Annotated in this window: 2 protein-coding genes; both read left to right on the top strand. The window is 74.2% G+C overall.

What is annotated here, in order from left to right:
- Nucleotides 1-82 precede the first annotated feature (82 nt).
- Nucleotides 83-1,921: a 2-succinyl-5-enolpyruvyl-6-hydroxy-3-cyclohexene-1-carboxylate synthase gene (gene menD, locus DY157_RS11110; protein ID WP_407923481.1), complete on the top strand. Its 1,839-nt coding sequence runs from the start codon at nucleotides 83-85 to the stop codon at nucleotides 1,919-1,921.
- A 24-nt stretch (nucleotides 1,922-1,945) separates the two neighbouring features.
- Nucleotides 1,946-3,736 (top strand): trypsin-like peptidase domain-containing protein, encoded by a 1,791-nt coding sequence (locus DY157_RS11105; protein WP_235827212.1) that lies wholly within the window; start codon nucleotides 1,946-1,948, stop codon nucleotides 3,734-3,736.
- Nucleotides 3,737-3,826: the final 90 nt, after the last annotated feature.

The raw sequence follows: 3,826 nt of genomic DNA, 5'->3' as shown, positions 1-3,826 counted from the left end.
CGCCCTCCCCGCGACGGCCCCGGCGCCCCATCCGTCCGAGGAGCTCGCCCGGGGGATCGTCGCCGCGCTCGTCGCCTCCGGGGTGCGCGACGTCGTCTACTGCCCGGGCTCGCGCTCGGCGCCGCTCGCCTACGCCCTCGACGCCGCGGTCCGCGCTGGGGCCGTCCGCGCCCATGTGCGCCTCGACGAGCGCTCCGCCGGCTTCCTCGCCCTCGGATTGACGAGGGCGGGGCGGCCCGGCGACGCGCCGGTCCGAGCCTCCGACGAGCAGGGATTCTCAGACGAAGCGTCCGATGAAGGGACGTCCGTCGCACGCTCCGGGGGATGGGGGGAACCGAACCCCCGTCCGGTACCGGTCGCGATCGTCACGACCTCGGGCGGCGCGGTCGCCGAACTCCACGCCTCGGTTGCCGAGGCCCACCATTCGCGCCTCCCGCTCGTCGTCCTCAGCGCCGACCGGCCCGCCGAGATGCGCGGCGTCGGCGCCTCCCAGACGACGACGCAGGTCGGGCTCTTCGGGCCGCACGTCGCCTCGACCCTCGATCTGCCCGCGGACACCGTCGCCGACCGGAGCCTCGCCGCCCGGATCGGGCGCCTCATCGCCTCCGCGCAGGGCCTCCCGACGGGAACCCCCGGGCCGGTCCACATCAACGCCGCCTTTCGCGACCCGCTCACCCCCGCGGGGGGCTCGGCCGCCGCGCGGGACTTCGCGCCCGGCCCGGCGCCCGCGCGGGTCGTCGCCTCCCCGGCGCGCCGCGTCGCGTGGGAGGACGCGGTCGAACCCGGCCTCGCGACCCTCATCGTCGCGGGCGACGACGCCGATCCGGCCGCGGCCGAGTGGGCCCGCGCCGCGCGCGTCCCGCTCCTCGCCGAGCCCTCGAGCGGCCTCGCCTTCTCCGCGGAGCGCATCCCGTTCCAGCAGACCCTCCTCGCCGGCCCGCTCGCCGCGGAGGTCGACCAGGTCGTCGTCACCGGCCGCCCGACCCTCTCGCGCCCGGTCTCGCGCCTCCTCGCGCGCCCGGACGTCCGCGTCGTCGTCGCCGACCCCTCGCCTGCGTGGACCGACGTCGCCGGCTCCGCCGCCCTCGTCGTCCCCGCTCTGAGGGCGCCCGCCGCGCCCTCGTCGATCGATCCCGGGGCGACGGACGAGGCCGGGGCCGCGCGCCCGCTCGACGGGGACGACCGCGCGTACGGGCCGGACGGTTGGCGCGAGCGCTGGCTGGACGCCGCGGCCTCCACGGGCGAGCGGATCGACGAGGCGCTCGATTCGGCGCCCCTGTCGGTCCTCGGCGTCGCCCGGACGATCTGGGAGCGCGACGAGCGGATCCTCGTCCTCGGCGCCTCGAACTCCGTGCGGGCCGCCGACCTCGTCGGGAGCGGGGGAGCGGCGCGGAGGGTCCTGTCGAACCGCGGGCTCGCCGGCATCGACGGGACGATCGCAACGGCGATCGGCGTCGGGCTCGGGACGGGGAGGCCCGTGACGTGCCTGCTCGGCGACCTCTCCTTCCTCCACGACGCCGGCGCGCTCGCGATCCCCGCGGACGAGGCCGCGCCCGACCTGCTCCTCGTCGTCGCCGACGACGCGGGCGGCGGGATCTTCGCCGGGCTCGAGCACGGGCGCGCGGAGAACGCCCCGACCTTCGAGCGGTGGTTCGCGACCGCGCAGACGACCTCCATCGAGGGAATCGCCCGCGCCCACGGGATCGACTACGTCGAGGCGTCGAGTCGGGCGGAGCTCGCCGCGGTCCTCGCCGATGCGCTCGACGGTATTCGGATCTGCCGGGTGCCCTGCGCGAGGCCGAGCGAGATCGCGAGTGTGAGGAACGCGTCACCCGCGAGCCGACCTTCACAGGAAACGTACAGACAAGTTCCAGTGAATGGGCGAGAAGGGCGTGCATGCTGGGCGCAACAGCCCAGTTGAGCGGCTCTTGAGAAGAAGGACCCCATGAGCGAGAACACTCCGGATTCCGCATCGCGTTGGTCGACTCCCGACGACGCGGACGCTCAGGACGCGCGGGGAGCCGCGCCCTCCGACGCCGAGATCACCCGTCTCCCCAGCGCGGACGCCGTCGCCGGCGCCACCCGCGACATGCCCGTCGCCCCGCAGACGCCGACCCCGGGCGGGCAGGCCCCGTCCGCCGCGCCGAGCGCTCCGACCGCGGGCGCCGCCGCCTCGGACGCGACCGACCCGCGCAGCGTGTGGACGCAGCGCCCGGTCCAAACCCCAACCGCCGGCGGCCAGATCCCCGCCCCGAGCGCTCAGGCTCCGACCGCGCAGGGCTCCGCCCCCTTCGGCACCCCGGCCTCGCAGCCGCGCCCGGCCCAGACCTACCGCGCGCCCGGCTACCAGGCGCCCACCGGATCCCAGGCGTACGGCGCCCCCGCCTTCGGCGGGGCCGCGGCCCCGTCCTCGTCGATCCCCCAGCCGAACGCGGGCCAGACCCCCGGGGCCGGCGGATCCGGGATGCCCGGGACGCCCTCGCAGACGCCCGTCGCCCCCGCCCAGAGCGCGGGCAAGGGCCGCAAGGCCGGGTCGGCCCTCATGACGAAGAAGGGGCCGAGCTGGCTCGCCCTCCTCCTCGCGATGCTCCTCACCGCCGCCCTCACCCTCACCGGCGCCTGGGCGATGCTCCAGACGCGGTCGACCGCGGTGCCCTCGGCCTCGTCCTCGACCTCCTCGTCCGCGAAGTCGACGACCGTCACCCCCGTCACCTCGAAGGGCGACAGCCCCGACTGGCAGGCAGTTGCGAAGGCCGTCTCGCCCGCGGTCATCACGATCACGGTGACGAGCTCGTCGAGCTCCGACGTTGGCTCCGGCGTCGTCTACAACTCGAGCGGCGACATCGTCACCAACTACCACGTGATCTCCTCCGCCCTCGACGGGCAGGGCAAGATCTCCGTGACGCTCGCCGACGGCCGCATCTACGAGGCCGAGATCATCGGCCACGATCAGACGACCGACCTCGCCGTCATCCGCCTGAAGAACGCCCCCTCCGATCTCACGGTCGCGACCTTCGGCTCCTCGTCCGACCTCGCCGTCGGCCAGGAGGTCATGGCGATCGGCGCCCCGCTCGGCCTGTCGAACACCGTGACGACCGGCATCATCTCCGCGCTCAACCGCCCCGTCGAGGTGTCGACCGACGAGTCGCAGTCCCAGCAGACCGACCCGAACGACCCCTTCGGCCAGCTCCCGCAGCTCCAGAACCAGCAGCAGACGAGCACCTCGGCCTCCGTCATCACGAACGCCATCCAGGTCGACGCGTCGATCAACCCCGGCAACTCCGGCGGCCCGCTCTTCGACTCGACCGGCAAGGTCATCGGCATCAACTCGTCGATCGCGTCGAACTCCTCGTCGTCCGACACCGCCGGTTCGATCGGCCTCGGCTTCGCGATCCCGGTCGACCTCGTCACCTCGGTCGCCGACCAGCTCATCGCCTCCGGCACGGTCGACCACGGCGTTCTCGGAGTCTCGGTCACGACCGGCGAGGCCACCGTCGACGGCTCCTCCGTCGCGGGCGCCGAGGTCGCCGAGGTGACGAACGGCGGCGGCGCCGATGCGGCGGGCCTCAAGAAGGGCGACGTCATCGTCGCGGTGAACGGCGAGACGGTGTCCTCGTCCAAGCAGCTCACCGGCTACATCCGCCGCTACAAGGGCGGCGACACGGTGACCGTCACCTACATCCGCGACGGTAAGAAGTACGACGTCAACGCGACGCTCACCTCGCAGCAGGGCTGACCCTTCTCTCCCTCCCCGCCGAGAGCATTACCTTTCTCCGCCGAAAGCATCACCTTCGGCCGTCGAGGGGATGTCCGGGCGGGAGGGGCG

This window comes from Actinomyces culturomici, assembly GCF_900499005.1.
In the GTDB taxonomy this organism is placed as follows: domain Bacteria; phylum Actinomycetota; class Actinomycetes; order Actinomycetales; family Actinomycetaceae; genus Pauljensenia; species Pauljensenia culturomici.
The sequence above is the reverse complement of the archived record's forward strand: the minus strand, read 5'-3'. Positions and strand labels throughout refer to the sequence as shown.

Coding starts and splice junctions, on each gene's coding strand:
- DY157_RS11105 (WP_235827212.1), top strand. CDS start 1,946: ATGAGCGAGAACACTCCGGATTCCGCATCGCGTTGGTCGACTCCCGAC.